Origin of the sequence: Streptomyces sp. WM6386 (genome assembly GCF_000972385.1) — a bacterium.
In the GTDB taxonomy this organism is placed as follows: Bacteria; Actinomycetota; Actinomycetes; order Streptomycetales; family Streptomycetaceae; genus Streptomyces.
Window position 1 is genome coordinate 1 of the sequence record NZ_JXTE01000017.1, and the last position, 25,832, is coordinate 25,832.

Genomic DNA, 25,832 nt, shown 5'->3' on the forward strand with positions numbered 1-25,832 from the left:
TCGTCCACGACGTGGCCGCCCTCTCCCTCGCCCTCGACCCCGAGCTGGTCGTCATCGGCGGCTGGGCGACCGGCCTGGTCGACGTACTGGAGCCGCTGCGGCTGGAGTTGGCGCGCTACTGTCTGCGGCCGCCGAAGGTGACGCTGTCGCTCCTCGGCGAGGCCGCCGTGGCGACGGGGGCGCTGCGGCTGGCGCTGGACCATGTGGAGGAGCAACTCTTCGCGGTGGAGGGCACGGTGACGGCGCGACGCTGAGGGGTTGCTGCTTCCCAGGTGGCTGTTGTTGCCGAAACGCCTCGCGCCCCGAAACGCCTCGCGCCCCGGAGTCGCTCCGGGGCGCGAGGCGTCGGGCGCTACGGCGGTCAGGACGCCCGGCGCTCCGGGTCCTCGTGGATCTCCACGCCGCCGGAGTCGCCGAAGGTCAGCCGGCAGGTGTCGGCGCGGTAGGTGGCGACGGACAGCGCGGCGGTCCTGCCCTGCGAGAAGAAGCGGGTCGTCACCACGAGGACGGGAGCCCCGGGCAGCCGGTCCAGCTGCTTGGCGTCGTCGGCGCGGGCCGAGCCCAGTTCCACGGCGCTGTCCTGACCCTCCAGTCCCAGGCGCTGCAGCTCGCGCAGCACGGCACGCGCGCGTGCCGCACCGGACGGGGCGTCTATGGCGGAGAGGTCGGGGACCGAGGACTGCGGGATGTAGAGCAGTTCCGCGGCGACGGGCTGGCCGTGCGTCATACGGGAGCGGCGGACGATGTGCACGGATTCGTCGTGGCCGGTTTCCAGTGCCCCGGCGACGGCTGCCGACGGGACCTCCAGCGTGCTGTCGACGGGCTGCCAGGCGTCCGTGGCCGTGCCCGGCCAGACATGCTGTTCCGTGCCGACGGCGACGCCCACGCGGGGCGGGGCGACGGTCGTGCCGACACCGCGGCGGCGCTGCAGCCGGCCTTCCAGCTCGAGCTGCTCCAGGGCCTGGCGGAGCGTGGCGCGCGCGACGCCGAACCGGGCGGCGAGGTCGCGCTCGTTGGGCAGGATCTCCCCCACCGAGAACTCGGAGTCGAGCGCCTCAGTGAGCACGGTCTTGAGGTGCCAATATTTCGGTTCCGGCACCGTTTCCAGCTGCGTGGTCCCCACCCTGTCCTCCGCAATCGCCGTGATCCGGCGGCGTTTTAGCGCCCTTGTTTATTAAAGGTTGTTTCACTTCTCTGCGACCATAGGGCGGCCCCCACCCTTGGTCAAGACCAATCCTTGATGACGACAAAGCCCCCGTCGTGGACGGGGGCTTCGCGCTGGAGTTCGCTACGCGGCGAGCGACTGCAGTTTGTCGGGGTTGCGTACGACGTAGACCGACTGGATCCGGCCGTCGACGACGTCCAGCTGGAAGACCGAGTCGGGCTTGTCGCCCGACAGGAGCAGCAACGCGGGGCCGCCGTTGAGCTCCAGGAAGCGGAAGGACATGTCCGGGACGCCCTTGCGTGCGGCGCCGACGAGGAAACGGCCGACCTTGTCCGCCGTCTCGATGACGCGCAGCGGCGCCCTGGACTTGCCGCCGCTGTCGCCGACGAGGCGGACGTCGGGGGCCAGCATCGACATGAGCCCCTGGAGGTCGCCCTCCGCGGCGGCGGCGAGGAAGCGCTCGGTGAGATCCCGGCGCTGGACGGGGTCGACGTCGTAGCGGGGCCGTCGTTCCTCGACGTGCTTGCGGGCTCGCCCGGAGAGCTGGCGGACGGCCGCTTCACCCCGGTCGAGCATGGTGGCGATCTCCGCGTACGGGTAGCCGAAGGCCTCCCTCAGCACGAACACCGCCCGCTCCAGCGGCGACAGGGACTCCATGACGACAAGGACGGCGAGGGACACCGAGTCGGCGAGGACGGCGCGCTCCGCGGTGTCCGGGACCATGTCACCGAAGTCCGTGACGTACGGCTCCGGCAGCCACGGGCCGACATACGCCTCGTTGCGCGCCTTGACCTGGCGCAGCCGGTCGATGGCCAGGCGGGTCGTGACACGCACCAGATAGCCGCGCGGTTCGCGCACCTCGCCGCGGTCCGCGCCGGACCAGCGCAGCCAGGCCTCCTGGACCACGTCCTCCGCGTCGGCCACCCGCCCCAGCATGCGGTAGGCGACGCCCACCAGGACGGGGCGGTGCTCTTCGAATACGTCGGTCACGGTATCGGTGCTCACGACACCATCCCAGCCGACCTCCCGCGTGCTGTCCAGGCGAGTTGGGCACGTGCCACACGAAGGGGGCTACCCGCCGGTAGCAATTGCTGACAAGCTGTCTACACGCCGTCCGGCTGCGAGTCCAAGACGAGGAGCACACGTACATGGCCGCCACCGTCTCGTTCAAGGTCCCTTCCCCGCACGGCCCGCGGACCGTGACCGTCGACTACGCGCGCGTGGGCAGCGGCGAACCGCTTCTCCTGTTGCACGGCATCGGTCACCACCGGCAGGCCTGGGACCCGGTCGTGGACATCCTGGCGACCGAGCGCGAGGTCATCGCCGTGGATCTGCCCGGCTTCGGGGCGTCCCCGGGGCTGCCGGACGGACTGACCTACGACCTCGCCACCACGACCGCCGTGTTCGGCGCCTTCTGCGAGGCGTTGGAGCTCGACCGGCCGCATGTCGCGGGCAACTCGCTCGGCGGCCTGCTCGCCCTGGAACTGGGCCGGGAGAAGCTCGTACGGTCCGTCACCGCCCTCTCCCCGGCGGGGTTCTGGTCGGAGGCGGAGCGGCGTTACGCCTTCGCCGTGCTGCTCACGATGCGCGGCATAGCCCTGCGGATGCCCCGGCCGATGGTCGAGCGACTGTCCCGCTCGGCGGCCGGCCGCACCGCGCTCACCAGCACCATCTACGCCCGCCCGGCCCGCCGTTCACCCGAGGCCGTCGTCGCCGAGACGCTCGCGCTGGTGAACGCGACCGGCTTCGCCGAGACCCTCCGCGCGGGTGGCGCCGTGCAGTTCGTCGACGACATCCCCGGTGTTCCGGTCACCGTGGCCTGGGGCAGCAAGGACCGTCTGCTCCTGCGCCGGCAGGGGGTCCGCGCCAAGCAGATCATCCCCAAGGCCCGCCTCGTGCGGCTGCCCGGCTGCGGCCACTGCCCGATGAACGACGACCCGGCGCTCGTCGCGCGCGTGATCCTCGACGGCAGCCGCTGACCTGTTCGACGCGCGGGACCCGAGGACGACTCCGGCGCCGACGACGGCGCTCCCGACGGCCTGGGCGACGCCGTAGGAGCCCGTTCCGACGAGCGGGGCGGTGCAGGCGGCGGCGACCGGGATGAGACCGGAGAACAGCGTGGCGCGCTCCGCGCCGATCCGCTGCATGCCCATGTACCAGCACACGAACCCGACGACCGTGACGACCGCCGCCTGCCACAGCAGCGCGGCGGCCTCGGCCCGGTCGGGCGGGCGCAGCCAGGCCGAGCCGTCCACGACCAGTCCGGCCGCCAGGGACTCGAGCGTGGCGATCCCGCACACCGTCGCCGACAGCAGCCGTGGCCCCAGCGGCCGCAGCAGGGGCACGGCGAGAACCGCGAAACCGACCTCTCCCGCCAGCGCGCACACGGAGAACGCCAGGCCCGTGCCGTCCGTCCGCCCCCAGCCCTGGACCGTGAAGGCGCCCAGGGCCACGAGCAAAGCCCCGTACAGGACGGCACGTCGGGGGCGGCGCCCGTCGAGGAGGGGCACGACAACGGCAACCACGACCGGCGCGCAGCCGACGAGGACACCGGGGACGGCGGGCTCGGCCGTACGTTCCGCCGCGATGACGGCCATGTTGAAGCCGACCATGCCGACGGCCGCGAGCAGCGCGAGGCGGGCCCAGTGCCGCGGCGCGAGGGTCCGCAGCCGGGCCGCCGCGCCGCGCCCCACCAGCGGCACGAGCAGCAGGCAGGCGAGGCCGTAACGCAGGAACTGGCCGCCCGCGTACGGGTAGTCGCCCAGGACGCTGTTGGCGGTGAAGGACGCGCCGACGAGGACGCAGGCGAACGCGGCGAGGAGCGCTCCGCGGGTGGTGGTGGCGTTCATGGGAACGACGCTAGGGAGCGGGGTGGCCCGCATTAAGGTCCATTGCCATGACGTCATCGGGGACCAATCGGAAGCGCGCCACGGCACCGGGCGATGAGGCCGGCTCCGCGTCGGGCGATCGGCCCGGCTCCGCTGCCTGGGAGTTGCTTCTCCCGCTCGGCTCCGCACCCGCGCGCACGCGTGGGCGTTCGCTGCAGGCGGCGCTGCGGGCCGCGGTCCGGTCGGGGAGGCTCCCGCCGGGGACCAGGTTGCCGTCCAGCCGGGACCTGGCCGGTGACCTCGGTGTGTCGCGCGGGCTCGTGACGGAGGCGTACGAGCAGCTGACGGCCGAGGGGTATCTGCGCAGCGGGCGGGGGGCGGGGACCTGGGTGGGCGGCGCCGTACGTTCCGCCGAGCCACGCGCGCGTGATCTCTCGCCGCGTCCCCCCGGCGCCCGCGCGGACTTCGTGCCCGGGACGCCCGACCTGTCCCTGTTCCCGCGCGCCGCCTGGGGCGCGGCACAGCGCGGGGTACTGGCGGAGCTGCCGCACCACGAGCTCGGCTATCCCGATCCGCGCGGGCTGCCCCGGCTGCGCACCGCCCTGGCCGAACTCCTCGCCCGCCGCCGTGGAGTGGTCGCCGACCCGGAGCGGATCGTGGTGGTGTCCGGGGTGGCCCAGGCGTCGACCCTGCTCGGCTTCGCCCTCCACGCGCGCGGGCTGCGCGAGGTGGGCGTGGAGGATCCCGGCAGTCCGCAGCACGACGGCCTGTACGCCGCGGCGGGCGTCACCGCGGTGCCCGTGCCGCTGGACGAGGACGGGCTGGCCGTCGAGGCCCTGCGGGCGTCGGGCGTGCGGGCCGTCGTGACCACGCCCGCCCACCAGTACCCCACCGGGATCGCGTACTCCGCACGCCGCCGTGCCGAACTGCTCGACTGGGCACGGTCCGTGGACGGGTTCGTTCTGGAGGACGACTACGACGGCGACTTCCGCTACGACCGTGCCCCGGTCGGCGCGCTCCAGGGCCTCGATCCCGACCGTGTGGCCTACGCGGGTTCCGTGAGCAAGTCCCTCGCCCCGGGGCTGCGGCTGGGCTGGCTGCTCGTACCGGAGTCGCTCGCCGACGAGGTGATCGAGCGCAAACGGACCATGGACCTCGGCCATCCCGCTCTCGACCAGGCGCTGTTCGCCCGTTTCGTGGAGCGCGGCGACTACGACCGTCAGCTGCGCCGCTGCCAGCGCGCCTACCGCGAGCGGCGCGACGCTCTCGTGGCCGCTCTGGAGGAGTACTTCCCCGGCGCGAAGGTGTCCGGGATCGCCGCGGGGCTGCACGTCATCGCCACGCTGCCGGAGCGCTACGGGCCCGAGGAACGCTTCCTCGCGCGCGTTGCCGCGGCCGGGGTGGCGGTCCGTCCGTTGTCGGACTGCACGCACGCGCGTGCCGCGGACGCTGCGCAGACCCGACTCGTGGTCGGATACGCGCATCTGTCCCCCGCGCGGATCCGTTCGGGCGTACGGCTGATGGCCGAGGCGGGGTCCGGCTGAGGTCGTCGTACCTCGCCATGTCCGCGAATCGCACACCGGTTCCCTTACGCCCGCGGTCAGTTGTTCACTTGTGGTTTGCGTGTGCGCTGCGGCGCACGAGTAGTTGTGGCATCGCACACTGGCCGGATCCCGTCCTTGGAGGCGCATCCATGTCACATCGTCCGCTCCCCGACCGCCGCACCGTCCTGCGCGGCTCCCTGGTCGCGTCGGCGGCCCTGGCCCTGCCCGCCACGGCCGGTTCGGCACCGGCGTTCGCCCTGTCCGGGCGCCCCGAGGCGGGGTGGGGTGTGCAGACGGGCGACGTGACCTCGAACTCGGGGCTGGTGTGGGTGCGGTCCGACCGTCCGGCGCGCATGATCGTCGAGACGTCCGCGACCGAGTCGTTCCGCAACCCGCGCCGCTGGCACGGCCCGCTGCTCGGCCCGGACACCGACTTCACCGGCACGACACGGCTGCACGGCCTCCCGCCCGGTGAGCAGATCCACTACCGCGTACGGCTGGCCGACCCCGACGACCCGCGCCGTACCGGCGAGCCGGTCGCCGGCACGTTCCGCACGGCCTCGGCCAGGAGGCGCGACGGCGTGCGCTTCGTCTGGTCGGGCGATCTGGCCGGGCAGGGCTGGGGCATCAACCCGGATCTCGGCGGATACCGGATCTATGACGCGATGGCCGCGCTGGACCCCGACTTCTTCGTCTGCAGTGGCGACAACATCTACGCCGACGGCCCGCTCTCGGCTGCCGTCACCCTGCCCGACGGCAGCACCTGGCGGAACGTCACCACCGAGGAGAAGGCCAAGGTCGCCGAGACGCTGGCCGAGTTCCGCGGCAACTTCCGCTACAACCTGCTCGACGACAACCTCCGGCGGTTCAACGCCCAAGTCCCCTCGATCGTCCAGTGGGACGACCACGAGGTGAGCAACAACTGGTTCCCCGGCGAGATCCTCGCCGACTCCCGCTACACCGAGAAGAACATCGACGTGCTGGCCGCGCGCGCCCGCCAGGCGTTCTCCGAGTACTTCCCGATCTCGACCCTGCGCCGCCCCGACGGTCGGGTCTACCGGGTGGTCAACCACGGCCCGCTCCTCGACGTGTTCGTGCTGGACATGCGCACCTACCGCAACGCCAACTCGCCGGACGACCAGTCCACCGACCCGCAGGGCATCCTCGGCGCCGAGCAGCTGGCGTGGCTCAAGCGGGAACTGGCACGCTCCCGGGCGGTGTGGAAGGTGATCGCCTCGGACATGCCGCTCGGTCTGGTCGTGCCGGACGCCACGGACGGCAAGCCCAACATCGAGGCCGTCGCCCAGGGCGACCCGGGTGCCCCTCTCGGGCGTGAGCTGCAGATCGCGGAGCTGCTGCGGTTCATCAAGCACCGGCGGATCACCGGCACGGTGTGGCTGACCGCCGACGTCCACTACACCTCGGCCCAGCACTACCAGCCGTCCCGGGCCGCCTTCACCGACTTCGAGCCGTTCTGGGAGTTCGTGTCCGGACCGCTCAACGCCGGCGCCTTCCCGGCCAACACGCTGGACGGCACCTTCGGCCCGGAGCGGGTGTTCGTCAAGGCGCCGCCGACCGCGAACGTCTCCCCCGCCGGCGGCTACCAGTTCTTCGGCGAGGTCGACATCGACGGCGGCAGCGGGGAGCTGACGGTCCGGCTGCGGGAGTCGGACGGCACCGTGCTGTTCACGCAGGTGCTCCAACCGGGCCGCGTGGGCCAGTGACTCCCGTACCCTCGTAGGCGGGCCGCGTCCCGGCGTCATCCCCCGGTGCGCGGCCTGCGTATTTTCCCGGCCGATGACCCCGCGAACTCCCCCTCAACCAGGGCGTTTTAGCAGGTCAGGGCCGATTGTCAGTGGTCGCCTCTACGGTTTTTCCATGACGCGATCTCTGCAGGCCGTGGCCTATCGCCGACCCTCCGTGCTGGAGTCCGCAGCGGGCTCACAGCGCCTGGGGCTCGAGACCTCACGGGGTGCGACGCCCTCGGGCACCGAGGACCATCCGCGGTTCTTCGCGGGCTTCCTGACGTCTCCTCAGGTGGCTTCCGCCGGACTGCTCGCGGTGGCCGACGTCGCGGCCGCGCGCTACTTCCAGCCGCAGCTGCGCGCCTCGCTGGACCCGGTGGTGACGGGCAACGGCGATCGGCTGCGCTTCGAGTCCTTCTCCGGCTGCGGCGGGGTCTACGCCCGCCTCGACGTGCTGGCGCCCGGCCTGGACGGCGGCGAGGTGGGGCATGGCACGACGAACGTCGACGTCAACAACCCGCTGCGTGACGCGCTCTCGCGGATCGGCGCGGACGACCCGCTCCATCTGCGGGTCGGCCCCGAGGAGCTGGCCGTGACCACGCTCGACGGCCCGGTCGTGGAGAAGAAGGTGCCGCTCCCCGACCGCTGGCTGCGCGGCTTCGCGGAGGCCCAGGTGATCGCGGCGGGCTTCGACCTGCGGGCCGAGTTGCCCGCCGCCGAGGCCGTGCGGTTCCTGCGGGCGCTGCCTCGCGGCGGAGGGCGCGGCGCCCCGCGTTGGGTGGTGCCGGCGGGCGGCACGCTGCGGCCGACCACCCGCGCGGTGCCCGGCGCGGTGTGCCTGCCGGGGCCGGAGCGGCTGGTCGCGCTCCAGCGGGTGCTGCGGCACGCGACGGCCCTGCGGGTGTACGGTCCGGCGGTCGCCCCCGGCTCCGGCAGCGCCGCCACGGCCGGCGCCTGGGAGGCCGTCCTGCCGGGCATGCGGCTCACCCTGACGCTGTCACCCGATGCGTCACGCGGGTTCTCCGGGGAGGGCGGTGTCCTCGACGCGCTGGCCGCCGACGAGGCCGCGGAGGACGCCGAACTGATCTCGGTGCTCCTGGCATGGGAGCCCCGCGTCGACGTCGCCGACCTCGCCGCAGCGGCGGGGCTCCCGGCCGACCGGGTCCGGACGGCCCTGGTCCGTCTGGGCACCTCGGGCCGCGTCGGGTACGACACGGCGGAGGCGGCCTACTTCCACCGGGAGCTGCCCTACGACGCCGAGCGCGTGGAGCGCCACAACCCGCGGCTGCGGTCGGCCCGGGCGCTGGTGGCGGCGGGCGCGGTCGCCCTGGACGGCACGGGCGGCACGGTCACGGCCGAGGACGGACATGTGCACCGGGTGCGGGACGCGGCGGGGGTGCTCAGCTGCAGTTGCCTGTGGTGGGCGAAGTACCGGGGCGGGCGCGGGCCGTGCAAGCACGCGCTGGCGGTCCGCATGGTGCGGCGGGGTGCCGCGGTGGAGCGGGAGACGGTTCGGGTCGACGGGGGTGTGCGATGAGCGAGCTCATCGACGCGGTGCGGGGCGGGCGGACGGCCGAGGTGCTGAGTCTGCTGGACGGGATGACGGACACGGAACGGCGGGCGGTCTTCCCCGAGTTGAAGGAGCTGCGCAAGGAGCTCCGGGCGGATCGCTGGGGCGCGGCCACACGGCGCGCGCACCCCGCCCTGCACGTGGCGGGCGCGGCCTGCCAGACCGGTGCGGCGGCGGTGGCCGGCTGGCTCGGGGCCTCCGACATGAGCTGGTGGCAGGCGCAGCCGGCGGTGCTGATCGATGTGCTGGGCGACCGCGATCCCGCATGGCTGGCGGACGTGGCGCACCGGCTGGCGCAGCGTCCGGCCGGTGCCGACGTGGCGTACGAGCTGATGTCCGGCCTGGTGCGTCTCGCGGGCTGTGCGGTGCCGACGACGGACGCGTACGTCCGGGGTTGGCTGCTCCACATCGGCACCACCTGGCATCGCGAGGGCACTGTGCAGGACCGGCTGCGTCGGGAGCCGCATCTCGCGCAGCTGGTGGCCGCCGTCTTCGAGACGGACGACATGGGCTCTCTGCTGGGGTGGTTGTCCGGTGACGGGCCGAACAGCTGGACCGGGGCTCTGGCCGGGCTCACGGCCGAGGGCACGCTCGACCGGCGGACGATGGTCGACGCGTGTGTCGCCCGGCTCCTGCGCGGCGGCCGGCCCGCCGATCACCGGGTGTTCCTCCGCCTCCTCAAGACACTGGACCTCACTCGCGACGAAGAGCGCGAACGGACGGCGGACTGGCTGGCCCTCGCCGCGGACGCCACGTCGACGGTTGCCTCGCACGCACAGTCGGTGTTGGGCTCCTTGGCCCTGGACGGCGACCTGCCTGTGCGCCGACTCGCCGAGATGTCGGGCGCGGTGTTGTTCCGTACGGAGAAGAAGCTGGTGCGGGCCCAGCTCGTCCTGTTGGGCAAGGTGCTCGCACGGGACGCCGGCACGGTCGACGATCTGCTGCCGGCCGCCGCCCAGGCGTTCGGGCACGAGGACTCGGATGTGCAGGAGCGGGCGCTGAAGCTGGTCGAGCGGCACGTCGGGAAGGCCGGCGCCGGGGCGCGGGACGAACTGGCCTTCGCGGCGGAGCAGTTGATCCCGGCGTTGCGCGCCCGGGCGGTCGCCATGCCTGGTGTGGCACCGGCGGCATGGCAGACCGTGGCCCACGAGGAGGTGCTGCCACCGGCCCCGGAGCCGGCGCGTCTCGCCCCTGCGCCCGAGTCGGCCGCCGAACTCGCCGAGGAGGTGGGGGCGTTGCTGGCCTCCGGCGGGGATGTGGCGACGTTCGAGCGCACCCTGGACGGGCTCGTGCGCCGTGCCCACCAGGACCGGGAGTCCCTGATCGAGGCGCTCGGTCCGGTGGTGGCACGTCTGTGGTGGGTCGCCGACGACCCCGAGCATGAGCGGCAGTACGCCTTCGGTGGCCGTCTGTCCTCTCTCGAAGTGGTGCTGGCGACGCTGCTGGGCAAGGTCCGTACCCACACGCTCCACAGCGCGGTCCAGCACGGGACGTCGGCGCACACCTGCGTACACAGCCCGCTGGCGAAGGCGTTCAACGCCCGTGTCGCGGAGATCGCGTACCGGATCGCCACCGACCCGTTGCCGTTCCTGTTGTCCACACCCACGTGGAGCACGGGGCTGCTGGAGCCCGACGAGCTGGTGGCCCGCCTAGAGGAGTACCGGCGCCTCGGTGCGCGGGTGTCGGCGGCGGACTTCGACCAGGCGCTGCTCCGCGTCAGCCGCACGGACGAGTCGGTGTCCGCGGCGGCGGCCGAGAAGGCGGCGGGGCTCGGCACAGTGGAGGGGAGGCGCCTGGCCCGGTGGCTCGCCTCGGGGCCGTCGGCGCTGCCCACGTACCGGCGGCGGACCGCGGGAGCGCGCCTGCTGGTCGAGCTCGGTGAACTCCCGGAGCTGCAGGAGGACTTCGGCCGCGAGTTCCGTCACCTGGGCCGGCCGGTGAGTGTGCACGGGGACCGCTGGCACTGCTACCACTGGGACGACACGCCTCGCCGGCACTGGCTCGCTCTGCTCCCCGAGCGCCGCGAACTGATCGCGGCCCGCGTCCTGCGCGACGTCTCGACGGTCGCCGTCGACGACGCCCGGGGAGCCGCCGCCATACTTCCGCTGCTCGCCGAGTCCGGCGGTGAGGCGGGTGACGCCGTGCATCTGTGCCTGGCGTACGGGCTCGGGGCCCGGCACGAGGAGGATCGACTCGCCGCCGTGGACGCCCTGCTGGTGCTCGCGGCGCGGGGGCAGCTCGATGTGGCGTTGCTGGGAGCCGACCTCGGGCAGCTGGTGCGGCGCGGGGCCGTGAAGCCGTTGCGGCTGACGGAGTCGGTACGCGCGGCGGCGGCGACCGGGGCGAACGCCACCATCTGGGGGCTGCTGCGGCACACCCTGCCCGTGCTGCTCGCCGACCTCGCCACCGGCGGTCCGGACGGACAGGCCGCGAAGGTCCGGGGCCTCGGTGAACTGCTCGCCGTGGCCGCGGAGTGCGCCGAGCGGTCCGGGGCACGGGGCGAGCTGCCGCATCTGGCACGGACCGCGGACCGGCGTGGCTCGTCCCGGCTGGTCACGCAGGCCCGGCGGTTGCACAGCGCGCTGGCTCTGGAGGTGGCCGCTTGACGGTCGCCCCCACTGCACCGTCTGCCGCAGCACAAACGCAAGAACAGCCACATATGGTGCAGATCTAGTCTTTACCGCCCGGTCACAAAGCGTTCGTGATCACGCAACACCGTTCCTTCACAGTGGCTGTATGAAACGGGAAATGTCTGATGTGACGCGTGCGAGGCATGGTCGTCCGGTCCACCACTGGCGGCGGGACCTCATCGAACTCGCCGCACTCTTCACGGCGGTCGCGGTGGCGGACGCCGTCGCGAACCTGGTCGGGCACGGCCCCGACGGTCCGGTGCTGCTGTTGATCTCGGCGGTCGCGCTGGTCGCCACGGCGGCGTTCCACACATGGTGGGCACGACACCACGGTCACGCACCGCCGGTCGGCGATACCGATACCGACGCCCGGCCGCTCTCCCCGGAGCAGGCCGGGCTGTCCGAGCAGTCGTCGGCCGAGGCCGGGGTGAGCACGCTGTGGCGAATGCGGACGACGGTGAAGGACGAGCCGGGGTCGCTGGCCGCGCTGTGCACGACGCTCGCCGCTCACCGGGTCGACATCCTCAGCCTGCAGACGCATCCGCTGGCCGAGGGCACGGTGGACGAGTTTCTGCTGCGGGCGCCCGGCGCGCTCGAGGCGACCGGGATCACCCGTGCGGTCTCGCTGGCCGGCGGTTCCGGTACCTGGATCGAGCGGGCCGACGCCCATGACCTGGTCGACGCACCGACCCGGGTGCTCGGCCTCGCGACCCGTACCGCGCTGGACGCGGCGGAACTTCCGCTGACGCTGCGGCAGTTGCTGGGCCGGTGCACGATCCGGCAGTCACCCGCGGGTCCGGGGCCCGAGACGGTGCCCACCGAGGGCGTGCTCGAGGACACCGTGATGAGGCTGCGGGCGCCGGAAGGCGGAGTGATCACCGTGGAGAGGCCCTATCTGCCGTTCACCCCGACCGAGTTCGCGCGGGCGCGGGCCCTGGTGCAGCTGGACGCGGTGCTCGGACCCCGGGTGCCGCGCAGCCAGGACGTACTGACGCTGCCCGAGGGCAACGACATCACCGTGCGCCGGGCCGACGTCGCAGACCTGGACGCGGCCAAGGCGATGCACGAGCGCTGCTCGCAGCGGACGTTGTCGCTGCGCTATCACGGGCCGGTGGGCGACGCGGACCGTTACTTGAACCACCTGCTCAGTCCGCGCTTCGGGCGGACCGTGGCCGTCCAGACGACGTCGGGTCGGATGGTCGGCCTGGGTCATCTGCTGTGGGACGGGGACGAGACGGAGGTCGCGCTGCTCATCGAGGACGAGTGGCAGCGGCGCGGTATCGGTGCGGAGTTGCTCCGCAGGTTGGTGGGAATGGCCCTTGAGGCCGGGTGCGAGAGTGTGTACGCCGTGACGCAGGCGTCCAACACGGGGATGGTCGCGGCGATGCGGGGGCTGGGGCTCCCCCTCGATTACCAGATCGAGGAGGGGACCCTGGTGATCACTGCGCGGCTGGACGGGGTCGCTGCGCTGGGAGACGGCATGGTCAGCGCTATGAACGCAGAAGCGCCGTAGCAATCGTAGGACCGTCGGCGGGTGCGGGCACACTGTGGCTGGTCGCGCAGTTCCCCGCACCCCTTGGCGGCGTCGCGGCCAGGGCGTTGTTCAGATCTGTCCAGAGATCCTCCACGTCCTCCAGGCCTACCGACATGCGCAGCAGGCCGTCACTCACCCCGGCGTTCCGTCGGTCGCCCTCGTTCACGATGCGGTGGCTGATGGACGCCGGGTGCTGGATCAGGGTGTCCACGCTGCCCAGGCTCACCGCCGGGGTGATCAGGCGGACGCCCGCGATCACCTCGTGCGGGTCGCCGTGGACCTCGAAGGCGATCATCGCGCCGCCGATGCGCGGGTAGTGGACACGGGCGATCCGGGGGTCGGCGGCGAGGCGGCGGGCCAGTTCGGCGGCGTTGGCGGAGGCGGCGCGGACGCGGACCGGCAGGGTGGAGAGGCCGCGCAGCAGCAGATAACCGGCCAGGGGGTGCAGTACGCCACCCGTGGCGAAACGGACCTGCCGCAGCCGTCCGGCGAACTCCTCGTCGCAGGCGACCACCCCCGCCATCACGTCACCGTGCCCGCCGAGGTACTTGGTGGCGCTGTGCAGCACCAGCCGTGCGCCCTGCTCCACCGGGCGCTGGAGTACGGGCGTGGCGAAGGTGTTGTCCGCGAGCAGCGGGACCGAGCCGCAGGCATGGGCCACCGCCCGCAGGTCCACCTCGGCGAGCGTCGGATTGGCCGGGGACTCGACCATGACCAGGCCCGTGTCGGGGCGCAGCGCGTCCGCGATGCCCGCCGGGTCGGTCCAGGTCACCTCGGAGCCGAGGAGTCCGGCGGTGAGCAGGTGGTCGCTGCAGCCGTACAGGGGGCGGACGGCGACGACATGGCGCAGGCCGAGGGAGGCCCGTACGAGAAGTACCGCGCTCAGCGCGGCCATACCGCTGGCGAAGGCCACCGCGGACTCGGTGCCCTCCAGACGGCCCAGGGCCGTCTCGAAGCGGGCGACGGTCGGGTTGCCCAGACGGCCGTAGACGGGCGGGCCGTCCGGGTCGGCGCCGGTGGTGGCGAAGGTGTCGATACGGGCGGCCTCGCCTCGGCTGTCGTACGAGGGGTAGGTGGTCGACAGGTCGATGGGCGGGGCGTGCAGTCCCTGCCGGGCGAGGTCGTCGCGGCCGGCGTGAACGGCTTCGGTGGCCAGGGCTCTCATGGGCACAGGCGTCGTCTCCATGCGGGCAAGAGTGAACACCGACCGGGCTGGGGGACGAGAGCACCGTGCTACGTTCGGCCAATGGCCGAATCTGTCGTACTGGATCCGGTGGACCTTCATCTTCTGCGGCTGCTGCAGAACGACGCCCGGACCACCTATCGCGACCTCGCCGCCCAGGTGGGGGTCGCGGCGTCGACCTGTCTGGACCGGGTGACCCGGCTGCGGCGCGCCGGTGTGATCCTCGGCCATCAGCTGCGGCTGGACCCGACGAAGCTGGGGCGCGGCCTGGAAGCACTGCTGTCCGTGCAGGTCAGGCCGCATCGGCGGGAGTTGGTGGGGCCGTTCGTGGAGCGCATCCGGGCGCTTCCGGAGTCCCGGACCGTCTTCCATCTGACCGGCCCGGACGACTATCTGGTCCATGTCGCGGTCGCGGACATGACGGATCTGCAGCGGCTGGTCCTGGACGGGTTCACCGCTCATCGTGAAGTGGCCCGGGTGGAGACGCGTCTGATCTTCCAGCAGTGGGACTGCGGACCGCTGCTGCCGCCTACGCCCTCGGCTCAATCCGCGTGACGTGCGCGGCCCCTCGTATGAGGATGGACCGCATGTCAGAGACCAAGAGCCCGCTGCCCCGTGAGGTCGCCGACGCCTATGTCGACGACCTCATCGCCCTCGATCCGATCACCGGTACGTACCTCGGCGTGAAGGAGAGTTCGAGCAGGCTGCCCGACACCTCGCCGGCGGGCCAGGAGACGCTCGCGCGGTTGCAGCGGGCCACGCTCGCCAGGCTCGACGAGGCCGAGCGGCAGCCCGGTGCGGACAGTGACATCGAGCGCCGCTGCGCCCGGCTGCTGCGCGAGCGGCTCACCGCGGAGCTCGCCGTGCACCAGGCGGACGAGGGGCTGCGCTCGGTCGGCAACATGGCGACGGCGGCGCACTCGGTGCGCGAGGTGTTCACCGTGACACCTCAGGAATCGGACGAGGACTGGGCGGCGATCGCCGAGCGGCTGCGGGCCGTGCCGGCCGCGTACGCCGGGTACCGCGAGTCCCTCGCGCTCGGTCTGGAACGCAAGCTGTACGCGTCCCCGCGCCCCACGGCCACCTTCGTCGAGCAGCTCACCGAGTGGGCGGACACGGGTGAGGGCCGCGGCTGGTTCGAGGACTTCGCGGCGGACGCTCCCGAGGCCCTGCGCGCTGATTGTGACGAGGCCGCCCGCGCCGCGACCGCCTCCGTCGCCGAGCTGCGGGACTGGATGCGGGACGTGTACGTGCCGGCGATCGAGGGCGCGCCGAACACGGTGGGCCGTGAGCGCTACGCCCACTGGTCGCGTTACTTCAACGGCACGGACCTCGACCTGGACGAGGCGTACGCGTACGGCTGGTCCGAGTACCACCGGCTGCTCGGCGAGATGAGGAAGGAGGCCGAGAAGATCCTCCCCGGCGCCGAGACGCCGTGGGTGGCGCTCGCCCACCTCGACGAGCACGGCAAGCACATCGAGGGCGTCGACGAGGTCCGGGACTGGCTCCAGGCTCTGATGACCCAGGCGATCGAGTCGCTGGACGGCACGCACTTCGAACTGGCCGAGCGGGTACGGAAGGTGGAGTCCTGCATCGCGCCGCCCGGTGGCGCGGCGGCCCCGTACTACACGCCCCCGTCGGAGGACTTCTCCCGCCCGGGCCGCACCTGGCTGCCGACGATGGGCCAGACCCGCTTCCCGGCGTACGACCTGGTGTCGACCTGGTACCACGAGGGCGTCCCGGGCCATCACCTCCAGCTCGCGCAGTGGGTGCACGTCGCCGACAGCCTCTCCCGTTACCAGGCCACGGTCGGCATCGTCAGTGCCAACGCGGAGGGCTGGGCGCTGTACGCGGAACGGCTGATGGACGAGCTCGGGTTCCTCACGGACGCGGAGCAGCGGCTCGGCTATCTCGACGCGCAGATGATGCGGGCCGCGCGGGTCATCGTGGACATCGGCATGCATCTGGAGCTGGAGATCCCGGCCGACTCGCCGTTCCACCCGGGCGAGCGCTGGACCCCTGATCTGGCGCAGGAGTTCTTCGGGTCGCACAGCAGCCGTCCGGCGGACTTCGTGGAGAGCGAGCTGACCCGCTATCTGACGATCCCGGGGCAGGCGATCGGCTACAAACTGGGCGAGCGGGCCTGGCTGCTGGGCCGGGAGAACGCGCAGCGCCGCCACGGCGACGCCTTCGACCTCAAGGCGTGGCACATGGCGGCGCTCTCGCAGGGCTCCCTCGGCCTGGACGACCTGGTGGACGAGCTCTCCGCGCTGTGAGTCAGCGCGGGAATCCGCTCGGAGTCAGCGCCGGAATCCGCCCTCCGAGTCGATCACCTGCCCGGTGACCCAGCCCGCCTCGTCCGTCGCCAGCCAGGCGATGAGGCGGGCGGGGTCGTCCGGCATGCCCCAGCGGCCGGCGGGGAAGCGGGCCGCGACGGCCTCGTACACCTCGCCGGTCAGGTAATCCGTGTCCACGGGGCCGGGGTTGACGGTGTTCACCGTGATCGCCTGCTCGGCGAGGGTCGTCGACAGCGAGCGGGTGACGGAGGCCAGGGCGCCCTTCTGGAGGGCGTAGGCGATCTCGCCCGGCATGCCGCCGGCGATGTCCTGGCCGGACGTCATCATCACGATCCGGCCGCCCGGGGTGTCCGCGCGGCGGCGGGCGTAGGCCTGTACGAGCAGCAGCACCGAGCGGGTGTCGACCGCCCAGTGCGCGTCGAGCATGGTCGCGTCGACCTCGTCGAGGGTGCCGTCACTGCCGCTGAGGGCGTGGTTGGCGACCAGGATGTCGAGGCGGCCGCCGAGCGCGGAGACGGCGGTGCCGATCAGTTCGGCGGGTGCCGCCGGGTCGGACAGGTCACCGGGGCCCGCTTCGACCCGGGCCTGCGGATCGCCCAGTGCCTCACGCACGGAGGCGAGGACGTCCTCGGGGCGGTCGGCGCCCCACGGCTGGGCGGCGTCGTGCGGCACATGGTGGTGCAGATAGACGCTCGCCCCGTAGGCGGCCAGTCGGCGGGCCACCGCGTGCCCGATGCCGCCGCGTCTGCTGGCGCCGGTGACCAGGGCGGTGCGACCCCGCAGGGGCAGCGGGTCGCGGCGGAGCGATTCGGGTGCGGGGTGCGGGAGTCGGGGCATGGTCGACCATGATGGCCAGGGGGCCGCCGCGGCGCAGGTGATTATCCGTGCGCCAGTGGCCTCAGTTGTACGAGTCCCAGCCACGTCTCCGGCCCGGGCCGCACGTGCGCCGCGCGCACCGCGTAACGGCCGGGTTCCAGCGCGATCCACACATGATCGGTGCGCAGCGAGTCGTTCCCGGGCCACGCGGCGTCGAACAGCAGCACCGGTCCTGGCACGTTCCAGGCCACTTCGGGCCCCCACACGGCGCTGTCGAGCGCCGCCGGCACCTCGGCGAGCAGCCGCTCCTCGGACTCCCCTGCGGACCATCGTACGAAGATGCCGTGGTCCGGCAGATACGTGGTGGAGGCGGGCTCGTCGCCGAGCACGAGCGCCGCGCTGTCCCCGACGGGCAGCAGCCCGACGTATCCGTCCACCTCGCAGGCCCGGTCGTAGTCCGAGGCCAGTTCGTCGCCGTCGGCGCCCGCCCAGAACGGAAGCACCGTCTCCGGCACCGCTATCAGCGGTCCGCCGCCCGACTCGACCCACTCCGCCGCGCCCGGCTCCGCGTATCGCACCATGGCGCGGAATCTACCGTGTGCATGACGGCTTACGTCGGCGGATACCGAAAAGCGGAACATCGGATTCAGCTACCGCGCCGCTTCGCGGAGCGCCAGGCTCAGCACCCGCAGTTCTCCGCGCCCACCGGCGCCGTCAGCGGGTCGGCGTCCCGGCGCTCCGCGCCCTCCCAGGTCTCGAACCCGAAGCCCTCGCGCGCCCAGTACTCGAAGCCGCCGAGCATCTCCTTGACCTGGTAGCCGAGTTCGGCGAGGGCGAGGGCCGAGCGGGTGGCGCCGTTGCAGCCCGGGCCCCAGCAGTACGTCACGACCGGCACGTTCTTGTCGAGGAGCTGCTCGGCCTGCTCGGGGATGAGCGCGGTCGGCAGGTGGACGGCGCCCGGGATGTGTCCCTGGTCCCAGGCCTCGGTGGAACGCGAGTCGAGGACGACGAAGCCGGGGTCGCCATCGGCGGCGAGGGCGGCGGCGACGTCGGACACGTCCGCGTGGAAGACGAGGCTCGCACGGAAGTAGGCGGCGGCCTCGGCCGGAGCCGCGGGGGCGACACGCAGGACGGGGTTGACGACGGCGGTGCTGGTGCTCATGCTCTGGCCTTTCCCTGGCGGTTCTCGTGGTGTGGTTCCACGACCAGAAATCTACGGCCGATGATCATGATTCAGAAGTGTCGATCCCCGGCCTTCGGCTTGATCGGCCGGTGAATCCCCTGCTATCTCTCGGACATGACCGCGTTTTCCCCGGACGCCACCGACTGGCGCATTCTCGATGTCCTCCAGCGGGAGGGCCGGGCCAGCTTCGCCGAGCTCGCCCGGGCCGTCTCCATGTCCCCGAGCGCGGTGACCGAGCGGGTGCGCCGATTGGAGGAGGCGGGGGTGATCCAGGGGTACTCCGCGGTGGTCGACCCGGACCGGCTGGGGCTGCCCATCCTGGCGTTCGTGCGGCTGCGGTATCCGAACGGCAACTACAAGCCGTTCCACGACCTCGTCGAGGTGACGCCGGAGATCCTGGAGGCGCACCACGTCACGGGCGACGACTGCTTCGTCATCAAGGTCGCCGCCCGCTCGATGCAGCACCTGGAGGAGGTGTCCGGCAAGATCGGCTCGCTGGGCTCGGTGACCACGAGCGTCGTCTACTCCTCGCCGCTCCCCCGCCGCCCGCTGGGCCGCTGACTCACCCCGCGCCGCGCTGCCGCAGCGCCGACCCGGAGCGCCCCTTCACGACCTCCAGCTGGGCGTGGATGCGGCGCCGCAGGTCCGCGACATGGCTCACGATGCCGACGCTGCGGTCGCGTTCGCGCAGGGAGTCGAGGACGTCGAGGACCTCGTCGAGGGTCTGGTCGTCGAGGCTGCCGAACCCCTCGTCGATGAAGAGGGTGTCCAGGCGGACCCCGCCGGCCTCGTCGGTGACGACGTCCGCGAGCCCGAGGGCGAGGGCGAGCGAGGCGAAGAACGTCTCGCCGCCGGACAGCGTGGCGGTGTCCCGCTCACGGCCGGTCCAGGCGTCGACGACATGCAGTCCGAGCCCGCTGCGGCCGCGCCCTGCCCGGTCGTCGGAGTGGACCAGGGTGTAGCGACCGGAGGACATCCGCAGCAGCCGTACGGTCGCGGCGGCGGCGACCTGCTCCAGGCGGGCCGCCAGGACGTACGACTCCAGGCGCATCTTGCGCTCGTTGTCCGCCGAGGTGCCCGCGGCGAGCGAGGCGAGGCGCGCGACACGGTCGTACTCCTCGCGCAGCGGTGCGAGCCGTCGCACCGAGCCGGTCGCACGCGCGGAGAGCCGGTCGAGATCGGTGCAGCGCCGGGCGGCGGCGTCGCGCGCGGAGGCCGCGTCACGGACCCGCCGGTCCGCGAGGGCGGCGCTCCGCTCGGCCGACGCGAGGTCGCCGGGCGGCTGCTGAGCGGCCGCCGCGGTCTCGGGCTCGGCGAGCACGGCCCGCACGGCGGCCTCCTCGGACTGCCAGGCGTCCAGCCGCCGTTGGAGGTCACGGTGGGCGGCGACGTCGAGGAGGGCGTCGGCCGCGGCCTGCGGTGTCTCGAAACCGGCCCGGAAGGCGGCGTCCGCGAGCCGGGCGTCGGCGTCCTTGAGTCGCTGGGCGGTGTCCTCGGCGGCGCGGGCGGCGTCGGCGGCGTCGGTGAGCAGGGCGGTCTGCCGCTCCAGCTGCGCGGCCCGCGCGGCCACGCTGTCGGCGGGGCCGCGCGCCTGGGCCAACTCCTCCTCCAACAGGGTCCGTTCCTGGTCCAACCGCTCCCGGTGCCCCACCCGCGAGGCCGCCCGCACCTCGGCCTGCTGCCGCGCGGCGGTCCGCTGCTCGTGCTCGACCTCGGCACGGCGAAGCTCCTCGCGCGCGGGGTGCAGATCCGAGGCGTCCCGGTGAGCCTGGGCGTACAGCCACTCCAACTCCTCGGACGTCGAGGAGAGTTGCCCGGTGGGGGTGTCCCCCGCCTCCGCCGTGGCGGCGGCCAGCGCCTCGCGTACGGTGCCCAGGCGCCGTTCCTGCTCGATGTGGCGTTCGTCCGCCTGCTGGTAGGCGGCCAGCGCGCGCTCCTCGGCCTCCCGGTCGACGTGCCCGGCGTCCTTGCGGGCCGGGGCCGGGTGGTCGGTCGAACCGCAGACGGCACAGGGCTCACCGTCCGCGAGTTGCGCGGCAAGCTCGGCGGCGATGCCGTTCAGGCGCTGTTCCTTGACGTCGAGCCAGTGCGCCTTGGCCGCGAGCGCGTCCTCCTGGGCGAGGCGGACGCGATCGGCGATGGTGTCCGTGTCGCCGGCCAACTGGTCCCGCATCCGCGCGGCGTTGAGCCGCTTCTGCGCGGGCTCGCGCTGCACGCCGAGCTGCTCGGCCCGCGTCGCGGCCTCCTGCGCGGAGTCGATCCGGGACTGAAGCCCGGCGCGGATCGTCTCCCACCCGGCGAGCCACGCCTCCGCCTCCTGGCGAACGTCGTCGTCCGCACGCTCCTGACGGTCCAGCCCTGCCCGCTCGGCGACGAGTTCGGCCAGCCGCTGCTCGCCGCGCCGCGCCGACTCCAGCCCGCCCAGCTCCTCCGCGGCCCGGCGGGCGGCAGCCGCGAGCCCGGCCGCACCGGCGCCCGCGAGGGTCTGCGGCAGCAGGGCACGCGTGCGTGACTGTGCGACGGCCGCTCTGCCGTGCTCGGCGTCGGCGGCCTCCCGCAGCTCCAGCGCGGGCGCCACGGCCTCCGCCTTGCGGGACCGCTCCATGCGGGCCTGCGCCTGCCGGTAGCCGTCGGAGCGCTCTTCCATCAGGGCGGCCCGGTCCCGCGCCTGTGTGAACCGCTGTTGCAGCCGCGCCAGTTCGCGTACGTCGGCCAGGGTGTGTTCGGCGCCGGCCTGGGCGGACTCGGCGGCCGTGAGGCGGCTGTGGGCGATGGTCAGCTGTTCACGGGCGGTGCTGCGGGCGATCGCGGCGGCGCCCATGACGGCTTCGGCGAGGCCCGGTTCGCCCGGCGCGGCGTCGGGGAGTCGCATGGCGTCGCCGGCCGCCTGCTGCATGCGGTGGGCGTCGGCCAGGAGTTCGGTGTCGCCTTCGCGTACCTGGGTCTCGGTGGCGCGGCGGCGTTCGGCGAGGCGCTTCTCGACCTCGGCGAAGCGGTGGGTGTCGAACAGCCGGCCCAGCAGCCGGCCGCGCGCCTCGGCGTCGGCGCGCAGGAAGCGCGCGAAGTCGCCCTGGGGCAACAGCACGACCTGGCAGAACTGCTCGCGGCTCATGCCGAGCAGCTGGGTGATCTCCTCGCCGATCTCCTGGTGGGAGCGGCTGAGGTCCTTCCAGGTGCCGGCCTGGGCATCGTGCTCGCGCAGCCAGCTCTGGGCCTTGTCGACAGTGGTCCCGGGGCGTCCCTTCTTCTTGGGGCGTTCCCAGGGCGGCTGCCGGGTGATCTCCAACCGGCGTTCGGCAATGGACAGTTCGAGACAGACCTCGGTACGGGTCTCGGCAGTGGCATGATCACTGCGCAGGGTCATCCCCTGCCCGCTCTGCCTGGCACCGGGAACGGCGCCGTAGAGCGCGTAGCACACAGCGTCCAGTACCGAGGTCTTTCCTGCCCCGGTCGGCCCGTGGAGCAGGAACAGTCCCGCCGCGGACAACTCGTCGAAGTCCACGGTCTGCGAGCCGCCGAAGGGACCGAAGGCGGTGACCTTCAACCGGTGCAACCTCACCGCGCCACCTCCCGTACCGTCTCGTCCGCACGGACCGCGTCGAACGCGTCCCGCAGCACGCCCTGTTCGTGTGCGTCGGGTCCCGCGCCGCGCACATGGGCGACGAAGTCCTCGGCGATCTCCTGGTCGCTGCGGTCCGCGAGCCGCTGGGCGTAGGACACGTCGGGGTCGTCCGGCGCCCGCTCGGGGTCGAAGGCGAGGCTGAGGGTGTGCGGGAAGCGCTCGGTGAGCCGGGCCATGGGGTCGGCGGGGCGCACCGCGTCGGTGAGGGTCGCCTCGACCCACGCCTCCTCGTGGCGCGTGAGTTCGGGGTCGGCGAGCAGGTCCTCCAGTGATCCCCGGATGCGGGCCAGCGAGCGGGGCACCGGGCAGTCGACGCGCTCGGCGCTCACCGCGCCCTCGGCGTCCAGGTCGATCAGCCACATGCTCTTGCGGTGACCGGCCTCCGAGAAGGAGTACGGCAGCGGGGAGCCGGAATAGCGCACGCGCTCGGTGATGGTCTGGCAGCCGTGCAGATGTCCCAGCGCCACGTAGTCGACGCCGTCGAAGACCCCGGCCGGTACGGCGGCCACTCCGCCGACCGTGATGTCCCGCTCGCTGTCGCTGGCCTCGCCGCCGGTGACGAAGGCGTGGGCGAGGACGACGGACCGCGTCTTCCGCTGTCCACGCGCGCGTGCGGCGAGGTCGGCGCGGACGCGGTCCATGGCGGCGGCGAGCACGGCCTCGTGGCCGGCCTTCTCCACGCCGAACTCGTCCTTCACCAGAGCGGGTTCCAGATACGGCAGTCCATAGAAGGCCACGTCACCGAAATCGTCCGCCAGGACCACCGGTGTCCCGCACGCCGCGGGCTCGGTCCGCAGATGGATGCCCGCGCGGTCGATGAGGCCGGCTCCCACGCCCAGTCGACGGGCGGAGTCGTGGTTCCCGGAGATCATCACCGTGGGCACACCGAGGTCGGCCAGCCGGTGCAGGGCGTCGTCGAACAGCTCGACCGCGGCGAGCGGCGGCACCGCCCGGTCGTACACGTCTCCCGACACGACCACGGCGTCCACGCCGTGCTCACGCACGGTGGTGACGAGATGGCCGATGAACTCGGCCTGCGCCCCGAGCATGTTGACCCGGTGGAACGCCCGGCCGAGATGCCAGTCGGAAGTGTGCAGCAGTCGCATGATCCCCGAGACTAACGGCCGGGTCTGACATCACGGGCGGTTACCGGCCTTTCAGGCATCGCCATACGCCTCTCCGCCCAGTTCGAACCCGGCCGCCCCGGCGGTGACGTCGGCGAGCCAGGCCTCGAAGGCCGGTACGTCCGCGTCCGGCAGGCCGATCTCGATCGTGACCGCCTCGGCGTAGCGCACGTCGCGCACCTCGCGGCCGGTCGAGCGGAGGTCGTTCTGGAGTTTGCCGGCGCGCTGGTGGTCGACGGTGACCGTGGCGAGGCGGAAACGGCGGCGGGTGAGGGTGCCGAGGACGTCCAGAGCTTCGCCGACCGCTCCGCCGTACGCGCGGATGAGGCCGCCCGCGCCGAGCTTGACGCCGCCGTAGTAGCGGGTGACGACGGCGACGGCGTACCGCATGTCGCGGCGCAGCAGCATCTGGAGCATGGGGACGCCCGCGGTGCCGCCGGGTTCGCCGTCGTCGCTCGCCTTCTGGATCGCGGCGTCGGCGCCGATGACGTAGGCGAAGCAGTTGTGGGTGGCGTCGGCGTGCTCCTTGCGGACGGACGCGATGAAGTCCTGGGCCTCCTGCTCCGTGGCCGCGGGGGCGAGGGCGCACAGGAAGCGGGAGCGGTTGACCTCGGTCTCGTGCACGCCCGCGTGGGCGACTGTGCGGTACTCGTCCGGCATCCGGCCACCCTATGCGGACCGTCTCGGCCCGCCCGACCAGGAGGTGCGGGCGACGATGTGGTGAAGATCGCGCCGCAGGGAGATCACCGCATGACCGGCACGCAGGCGGAGGGCTCGGAGCGACGGCCGCGGGTGCACGTCGGCTGGTCGGAGTTCTCCCAGGCCAGGAAGCCGGGTCCGTCGGGGGTGAGCACCGGGACCCACGCCTCGTCGGCCTCGGCGAGGCGGGACTCGTCCAGGACGAGGGGGCTGGGCCAGGTGTCGTCGCGGTCGGCGGAGCCGTAGAGGTGGACGGCGACCGCCTTCCTGAGCCCGGCCAGGAGCTCCTCCGGCCAGTCCAGGCCGCGCGAACCCCGTCCCTTCAGCTCCCGCACGAAGATCTGCTTCAGCTCGTCGTCGAGGTCCCGCCCGAACACGGGGACCAGATAGCCCTCCTGCTCGTAGGGCATGCAGCCGTGACCTCCGCCCTGGGTCTGGTAGACCACCCCGGTCGGCGCCGCCACGACCACGAACATCCAGCCCTGACCGGTTCCGGTGCCGTCGGGGTCGAGGAAGACGTACCGCTTGGCCGCGCTCACTCCTTCTTGCCCCTCGCCACCGTCACCGCGGTCAGCAGTGCCGTGCCGGGGAGCAGGGCCTCCCACCCGGTGCCGCGCCAGGTCAGCACGGCGACGGCCGCGGTCGGGAACTTCACGTGGACCCGCTCCAGGGTGTCGTCGAGGCCGTCGCCCGCCAGATCGAGGACGAGCTCCTCCAGACCGGGGTTGTGGCCGACCAGCAGCAGCGTCTCGACCTCGGCGGGCACCTCGTGCACGATCTCGAGGAGTTCGGTCACGTCGGCGCCGTAGAGGCGCGCGTCGTGCCGGACCGGCGGCGGGGTGCCCCACTGGGCGGAGGCGAGGTCCCAGGTCTGGCGGGCGCGGACGGCGGTGGAGCACAGCGCGAGGTCGGGCAGGAAGTCGGCCTCGACGAGCGCGCGGCCCGCGGCGGGTGCGTCCCGGCGGCCCCGCGGGGCCAGTGGGCGCTGGTGGTCGGGGACGCTCTCGGGCCAGGCGGACTTGGCGTGCCGCAGCACGACCAGGCGGCGCAGCGGGCCCGCTCCGGCGCGCGCGATCACGCGAGGGTCCCCAGGTCGCGGGTCAGTTCCAGGCCGAGGAGCCGGTCGGCGTAGGCGTACGTCTCGAAGCGGGCGCCCGCCGGGAGGTCGGAGGCCTCGACCCGGCGCAGGACGCGCAGCACGCCGGGGACGTCCAGATCGTCCTCCCAGGCGGTACGCAGCTCTCCGCGCACGTCCTCGGGGACCGGCTTCGACGGTTCGCGCGCCCATGCGGCGACGGCTCGGCGCCAGCGTACGAGCGTGTCGTCGGCCTCCGACAAGGCGGCCGCGTCGAGCCGTACGGGCAGGCCATGGCGGCTGGACAGCAACGCCAGACGGAGCACACCGGGGTCGGCTCCTTCCGGGGCACCCGTGACCGGCGCGACGGCGACCCGCACCCCGTCGGGTGTCGCCCCGCCCTCGCCGGCCACGTGGACGACCTGGGACCCGCCTGTCCCCGGGCCGCTGTCCCGGCCGTCCTCGAAGGGCCGGACACCCAGGGCCGCGGCACCCGCCCGTAGCTCCGCCCGGTCCCGTTCGGCGCTGAGCAGTGACCAGACCGGTGTGCCGCCGATTTCCAGGGCGCGTGCGAGGACGTCGGCGACGAGCAGCACGCGCAGGGCGGTGCCGTCGTAGCCCGGCACATGTGCCTCGACGCGGGTCGGGCCACGGCGGGCAGGGACGGGGGCGCCGGTTCGGGCGTCGATGATGTGCAGCACGGGGTGAGCGTAGGCGGGGTCGGGGTCGTGCGCAGGCAGGTGGCACGGATTCCGGTCAGGGTGGCGGAGTCCGACGGCGGGCACGGCGCGCGTGACGTATCCGGACATCGGCCACC

Annotated in this window: 21 protein-coding genes and 2 pseudogenes; 10 read left to right on the top strand and 13 right to left on the bottom strand. The window is 73.0% G+C overall.

Annotated features, from left to right (window positions below; genetic code table 11):
* Nucleotides 1–254: pseudogene (locus tag TN53_RS13010) on the top strand (ROK family protein); the annotation flags it as partial.
* Between the two features lie 107 nt (nucleotides 255–361).
* On the opposite strand, the gene TN53_RS13015 reads toward TN53_RS13010, so the two are convergent.
* Nucleotides 362–1,123: a GntR family transcriptional regulator gene (locus TN53_RS13015; RefSeq protein ID WP_046258595.1), complete on the bottom strand. Its 762-nt coding sequence runs from the start codon at nucleotides 1,121–1,123 to the stop codon at nucleotides 362–364.
* A 165-nt stretch (nucleotides 1,124–1,288) separates the two neighbouring features.
* A complete protein-coding gene (locus TN53_RS13020; RefSeq protein WP_046258596.1) occupies nucleotides 1,289–2,170 on the bottom strand; it encodes an RNA polymerase sigma-70 factor in 882 nt (293 codons plus the stop codon).
* 143 nt (nucleotides 2,171–2,313) lie between these two features.
* Between TN53_RS13020 and TN53_RS13025 the strand changes: the two genes are divergently transcribed.
* Entirely contained in the window at nucleotides 2,314–3,144 is an 831-nt protein-coding gene (locus TN53_RS13025; RefSeq protein WP_046258597.1) for an alpha/beta fold hydrolase, read from the top strand.
* An 81-nt stretch (nucleotides 3,145–3,225) separates the two neighbouring features.
* Here the strand turns inward: TN53_RS13025 and TN53_RS45000 are convergent.
* Nucleotides 3,226–4,071, bottom strand: a pseudogene (locus TN53_RS45000) (DMT family transporter); the annotation flags it as partial.
* On the opposite strand from TN53_RS45000, the gene TN53_RS13035 reads away from it, so the two are divergent.
* The 5 genes from TN53_RS13035 (at nucleotide 4,062) to TN53_RS13055 (ending at nucleotide 12,995) form a co-directional block, all read left to right on the top strand.
* Nucleotides 4,062–5,537: a PLP-dependent aminotransferase family protein gene (locus TN53_RS13035; protein ID WP_046258598.1), complete on the top strand. Its 1,476-nt coding sequence runs from the start codon at nucleotides 4,062–4,064 to the stop codon at nucleotides 5,535–5,537. The pseudogene TN53_RS45000 and the gene TN53_RS13035 sit on opposite strands and share 10 nt — an antisense overlap.
* Nucleotides 5,538–5,686: 149 nt before the next feature.
* The gene (locus tag TN53_RS13040) at nucleotides 5,687–7,261 is read left to right on the top strand and encodes an alkaline phosphatase D family protein (protein WP_046258599.1); all 1,575 of its coding nucleotides are present in this window, start codon (nucleotides 5,687–5,689) and stop codon (nucleotides 7,259–7,261) included.
* 154 nt (nucleotides 7,262–7,415) lie between these two features.
* Nucleotides 7,416–8,819, top strand: coding sequence for an SWIM zinc finger family protein (locus TN53_RS13045; protein ID WP_046258600.1), 1,404 nt, complete (start codon nucleotides 7,416–7,418; stop codon nucleotides 8,817–8,819).
* Nucleotides 8,816–11,458, top strand: a complete 2,643-nt coding sequence (locus TN53_RS13050) for a DUF6493 family protein (protein WP_046258601.1) — start codon at nucleotides 8,816–8,818, stop codon at nucleotides 11,456–11,458. Before TN53_RS13045 ends, TN53_RS13050 begins: the two co-directional genes overlap by 4 nt.
* Nucleotides 11,459–11,600: 142 nt before the next feature.
* On the top strand, nucleotides 11,601–12,995 hold the full coding sequence (locus TN53_RS13055) for a GNAT family N-acetyltransferase (protein ID WP_234441587.1): 1,395 nt from the start codon (nucleotides 11,601–11,603) through the stop codon (nucleotides 12,993–12,995).
* Here TN53_RS13055 and TN53_RS13060 read toward each other — a convergent pair.
* A complete protein-coding gene (locus tag TN53_RS13060; protein ID WP_046258603.1) occupies nucleotides 12,973–14,202 on the bottom strand; it encodes a trans-sulfuration enzyme family protein in 1,230 nt (409 codons plus the stop codon). The two genes, TN53_RS13055 and TN53_RS13060, sit on opposite strands and share 23 nt — an antisense overlap.
* A gap of 60 nt (nucleotides 14,203–14,262) precedes the next feature.
* Here TN53_RS13060 and TN53_RS13065 point away from each other — a divergent pair, with 60 nt between their 5' ends.
* Both TN53_RS13065 and TN53_RS13070 read left to right on the top strand, forming a co-directional pair.
* A complete protein-coding gene (locus TN53_RS13065) occupies nucleotides 14,263–14,754 on the top strand; it encodes an Lrp/AsnC family transcriptional regulator (protein ID WP_046258604.1) in 492 nt (163 codons plus the stop codon).
* 32 nt (nucleotides 14,755–14,786) lie between these two features.
* Nucleotides 14,787–16,475, top strand: a complete 1,689-nt coding sequence (locus TN53_RS13070; RefSeq protein ID WP_046258605.1) for a DUF885 domain-containing protein — start codon at nucleotides 14,787–14,789, stop codon at nucleotides 16,473–16,475.
* A 24-nt stretch (nucleotides 16,476–16,499) separates the two neighbouring features.
* On the opposite strand, the gene TN53_RS13075 is transcribed toward TN53_RS13070, so the two are convergent.
* The 3 genes from TN53_RS13075 to TN53_RS13085 all read right to left on the bottom strand — a co-directional run bounded on the left by TN53_RS13075 (nucleotide 16,500) and on the right by TN53_RS13085 (nucleotide 18,474).
* A complete protein-coding gene (locus tag TN53_RS13075) occupies nucleotides 16,500–17,333 on the bottom strand; it encodes an SDR family oxidoreductase (RefSeq protein ID WP_046258606.1) in 834 nt (277 codons plus the stop codon).
* 41 nt (nucleotides 17,334–17,374) lie between these two features.
* Nucleotides 17,375–17,893 (bottom strand): immunity 21 family protein, encoded by a 519-nt coding sequence (locus TN53_RS13080; protein ID WP_046258607.1) that lies wholly within the window; start codon nucleotides 17,891–17,893, stop codon nucleotides 17,375–17,377.
* A 98-nt stretch (nucleotides 17,894–17,991) separates the two neighbouring features.
* Nucleotides 17,992–18,474: a rhodanese-like domain-containing protein gene (locus tag TN53_RS13085; RefSeq protein WP_046258608.1), complete on the bottom strand. Its 483-nt coding sequence runs from the start codon at nucleotides 18,472–18,474 to the stop codon at nucleotides 17,992–17,994.
* 135 nt (nucleotides 18,475–18,609) lie between these two features.
* Between TN53_RS13085 and TN53_RS13090 the strand changes: the two genes are divergently transcribed.
* Complete coding sequence (locus tag TN53_RS13090; RefSeq protein WP_046258609.1) at nucleotides 18,610–19,056, top strand: Lrp/AsnC family transcriptional regulator; 447 nt, start codon at nucleotides 18,610–18,612, stop codon at nucleotides 19,054–19,056.
* A 1-nt stretch (nucleotide 19,057) separates the two neighbouring features.
* Here the strand turns inward: TN53_RS13090 and TN53_RS13095 are convergent, their stop codons facing one another.
* From TN53_RS13095 to TN53_RS13120, 6 genes are all read right to left on the bottom strand, one after another.
* The gene (locus tag TN53_RS13095) at nucleotides 19,058–22,054 is read right to left on the bottom strand and encodes an AAA family ATPase (protein WP_046258610.1); all 2,997 of its coding nucleotides are present in this window, start codon (nucleotides 22,052–22,054) and stop codon (nucleotides 19,058–19,060) included.
* Nucleotides 22,051–23,223 (bottom strand): exonuclease SbcCD subunit D, encoded by a 1,173-nt coding sequence (locus TN53_RS13100; protein ID WP_046258611.1) that lies wholly within the window; start codon nucleotides 23,221–23,223, stop codon nucleotides 22,051–22,053. Before TN53_RS13100 ends, TN53_RS13095 begins: the two co-directional genes overlap by 4 nt.
* Nucleotides 23,224–23,274: 51 nt before the next feature.
* Nucleotides 23,275–23,901 carry a YigZ family protein gene (locus TN53_RS13105; RefSeq protein ID WP_046258612.1) on the bottom strand — a complete coding sequence of 209 codons (627 nt, stop codon included), beginning with the start codon at nucleotides 23,899–23,901 and terminating at the stop codon, nucleotides 23,275–23,277.
* Nucleotides 23,902–23,984: 83 nt separating this feature from the next.
* A complete protein-coding gene (locus TN53_RS13110; RefSeq protein WP_063776245.1) occupies nucleotides 23,985–24,479 on the bottom strand; it encodes a DUF6210 family protein in 495 nt (164 codons plus the stop codon).
* Nucleotides 24,476–25,018, bottom strand: a complete 543-nt coding sequence (locus tag TN53_RS13115; protein ID WP_046258613.1) for a SixA phosphatase family protein — start codon at nucleotides 25,016–25,018, stop codon at nucleotides 24,476–24,478. The genes TN53_RS13110 and TN53_RS13115 overlap by 4 nt, the downstream gene beginning before the upstream one ends.
* Entirely contained in the window at nucleotides 25,015–25,716 is a 702-nt protein-coding gene (locus TN53_RS13120) for a hypothetical protein (protein ID WP_234441588.1), read from the bottom strand. The genes TN53_RS13115 and TN53_RS13120 overlap by 4 nt, the downstream gene beginning before the upstream one ends.
* Between the last annotated feature and the right edge of the window lie 116 nt (nucleotides 25,717–25,832).